At 29.4% G+C, this 3,412-nt stretch carries 4 protein-coding genes; 2 read left to right on the top strand and 2 right to left on the bottom strand.

The annotated features are described in order from the left end of the window. The coding region (locus Q0352_RS05920; RefSeq protein ID WP_299525082.1) for a hypothetical protein at positions 1 to 224 on the bottom strand (224 nt) is incomplete at its 3' end. Positions 225 to 292: 68 nt separating this feature from the next. Here Q0352_RS05920 and rlmB point away from each other — a divergent pair. After that, on the top strand, positions 293 to 1,033 hold the full coding sequence (gene rlmB / locus Q0352_RS05915; protein ID WP_299525079.1) for a 23S rRNA (guanosine(2251)-2'-O)-methyltransferase RlmB: 741 nt from the start codon (positions 293 to 295) through the stop codon (positions 1,031 to 1,033). A gap of 199 nt (positions 1,034 to 1,232) precedes the next feature. Here rlmB and Q0352_RS05910 read toward each other — a convergent pair whose 3' ends face one another. Then, positions 1,233 to 1,907, bottom strand: coding sequence for a rhomboid family intramembrane serine protease (locus tag Q0352_RS05910; RefSeq protein ID WP_299525074.1), 675 nt, complete (start codon positions 1,905 to 1,907; stop codon positions 1,233 to 1,235). Positions 1,908 to 2,071: 164 nt separating this feature from the next. Between Q0352_RS05910 and Q0352_RS05905 the strand changes: the two genes are divergently transcribed. After that, positions 2,072 to 3,346 (top strand): replication-associated recombination protein A, encoded by a 1,275-nt coding sequence (locus tag Q0352_RS05905; protein ID WP_299525069.1) that lies wholly within the window; start codon positions 2,072 to 2,074, stop codon positions 3,344 to 3,346. Positions 3,347 to 3,412: the final 66 nt, after the last annotated feature.

Below are 3,412 nucleotides of genomic sequence, written 5' to 3'. Positions count from 1 at the left end.
CGATCATTAAAAGCATCATATTTTAAATGGTCTTGTTTTGAAAAAACGCTATCATTTAATACTAACATTCCTAAATTCCATTCATTATAAATAAAATCATTTCCTTTTATTTCATTACTCTGCTTAATAATCATACCACGAACATATTCTCCACGATAATCTAAATTTTGAGAAAATACAGTTGACACAAACATCACCAAAATAACACTAAAAATACTTTTCATAATTCTTTATTTAAAATTTTAATGAAAGGTACAAAAATCATACCATACAAAATACTTACATTTGCATCATGGAAAACGAAGTTTCAAAAATATTTGGCATTAGAGCTGTTATAGAAGCAATTAATGCTGGGCAAACAATTAGCAAAGTATATTTACAAAAAGATTTGAGTGGTCACTTATTTTCTGAATTAAATTCATTGATAAAGAAAAATAACATTGCAACTAGCCATGTTCCAGTTGAAAAACTAAATAGGTTATCTAAAAACAGTAATCACCAAGGTGTTGCTGCACAAATATCTCCTATTGAATTTGCGGATTTAGATACGCTAATAACAGCTACTTTAGAAAAAAAGAAGAATCCAATATTCTTATTATTAGATCAGATTTCTGATGTTCGTAATTTTGGTGCTATTATAAGAACTGCTGAATGCACAGGTGTTGATGGTATTGTTATTCAAAAACAAGGAAATGCACCAATAAACGCTGCTACAGTAAAAACTTCTGCTGGTGCTGCTTTTAAAATCCCTATTTGTAAAGTAGATCATTTAAAAGATGCTATTTTTCAATTTCAAGCTGCCGATATTCAATTGGTTGCAGCAACTGAAAAAACAGAAGACTTAATTTATGCTATAGATTTAACATTGCCAACAGCCATTGTTATGGGATCTGAAGATAGAGGTATTAACCCTTCTATATTGAAAATTGTTGACCATAAAGCTAAATTACCATTACTAGGTGAAATTGAATCATTGAATGTATCTGTAGCTTGTGCTGCCTTTTTATATGAAGCTATAAGACAACGATTATAATAGCATTTAAAAGTTAACCGACTTATTAAAAAAAGCTCAGTTACTTATTTTAAAAGCACCGTTACTTATTTTGAAATATTGGTCACATAGCAAAAGATACTATATAAGTTGTACCATTTGTTGGGTTAATTAGTTTTAGCTATCAATTTTCCCACAGTTCAATATCTATGACATAATAAAAAAGATTATGTATGGTATTTTAGACTTCGTTAACTTCTTCTTTTACTTCTTCAGGTGGAGGATTGAAATTACCCTGTTCATCAAATAATTTTTCAAATTCTTCATTTTTAGAAAATGTAAAATTCTCAGGTTGTGGTCCTTCTTTTCTAAACAAAAAAGCAAATGTAAATCCAACTAAAAAGCCAGACAAATGACCTTCCCAAGAGATTCTTTCTTCCATCGGAAAAATATACCAAACCATACTTCCATATAAAAAAACAACTGCTAAAGACAAAGCAATCAATCTAAAATGTTTTCTGAAGATTCCACTAAAAAAAATAAAACTGACTAATAAATATACAATGCCACTTGCACCTATATGATATGATGGACGGCCAAGAATCCAAGTTAAAATACCTGTTAATAACAACCCTATTAAAAGTATTTTATTTGCAATGTTTTGATAGAAATAATACAAACATCCTAACATTACAAATAAAGGTATTGAGTTATTAATTAAATGGCTCGTATCACCATGGATAAAAGGCGAAAATAAAATTCCTCTTAAACCAATTAAAGACTTTGGGTAAATACCATATTTATTAAAGTTAAATCCAAATTTAATTTCAATAAAATAAATTAACCAAATACTAAAAATTACAATTACAGGAATAGCAATTACATTTGACCTAAATTTAAAATTAGTTTCACTCATTTTTATATATATAAAGACCTAAACTCAAATATAAGTCCAAAAGCTAAAATTATGAAAAATTGTCAGCAATAAACAATAAGGTATATAAAAATTAAAATATAAAAGCGCTATAACTTATTACTGTAAATTTGTAATTTTACAATAATCTACACATTATTTAATTTATGAATGAACCTTTAGCAGAACGAATTAGACCAAAAACTTTAGATGATTATATTAGTCAGCAACATTTGGTTGGTAAAAATGGCGCTTTAACTCAACATATAAAGCGTGGCGTAATTCCTTCTTTAATTTTATGGGGACCACCAGGCATCGGGAAAACAACCTTAGCTAACATTATTGCACAAGAATCAAAACGTCCGTTCTATTCATTGAGCGCCATAAATTCAGGTGTTAAAGACATTCGTGATATTATTGATAAAGCGAAACAAAGCGGCGGATTGTTTACATCAAAAAATCCAATTTTATTTATTGATGAAATTCATAGGTTTAGTAAATCTCAACAAGATTCATTATTAGGAGCTGTTGAAAAAGGTTGGGTGACATTAATTGGCGCAACTACAGAAAATCCAAGTTTTGAAGTAATCCCTGCCCTCCTTTCTCGTTGTCAGGTTTATATTTTAAACTCTTTTAATAAAACCGATTTAGAAGCTTTATTAGAGCGCGCTTTAAAAACTGATACTTTAATTTCTAAGAAAAAAATTACTATAAAAGAAACAGAAGCTTTATTAAGAATTTCGGGAGGAGATGCCCGAAAATTATTAAATATTTTTGAATTGGTGGTGAATTCTGAAGATGAGCCCATAACAATTACCAATGACATGGTCCTATCCAAGGTTCAAAAGAATACTGTTTTATATGATAAAACTGGCGAACAACATTATGATATTGTTTCAGCTTTTATAAAATCTATTCGTGGAAGTGACCCCAACGGTGCTGTTTATTGGTTAGCCAGAATGATTGAAGGTGGTGAAGATGCTAAATTTATTGCTCGGCGACTATTAATATTAGCTTCAGAAGATATAGGAAATGCAAACCCTACAGCGCTAATTTTGGCTAATAATACGTTTCAAGCTGTAAATACTATTGGTTTTCCTGAATCACGTATTATATTAAGTCAATGTGCCATTTACTTAGCTAGTTCTCCAAAAAGCAATGCTTCTTATGAAGCTATTGGGAATGCTCAATTATTAGTGAAAGAAACAGGAGATTTATCAGTTCCTTTACATTTAAGAAATGCCCCAACTAAATTAATGAAAGAATTAGATTATGGGAAAAATTACAAGTATGCTCATAGTTATGAAAACAACTTTGCTGCACAAGAATTTTTACCTTCATCATTAGAAAACACTAAAATATACGAACCTGGTAACAATCCTAGGGAAAATAGCATTCGAGATTTTTTAAAAAAACTATGGAAAAATAAATATAGTTATTGATTTATCTTCCTCCAGATGAATCTGGAGAAACATAAATCATAAAAGTAATTGAAATCAATTAGCTTT

This window comes from uncultured Lutibacter sp. (assembly GCF_937891065.1).
Taxonomy (GTDB): domain Bacteria; phylum Bacteroidota; class Bacteroidia; order Flavobacteriales; family Flavobacteriaceae; genus Lutibacter.
This window is presented reverse-complemented; position numbering and strand designations above follow the sequence as displayed.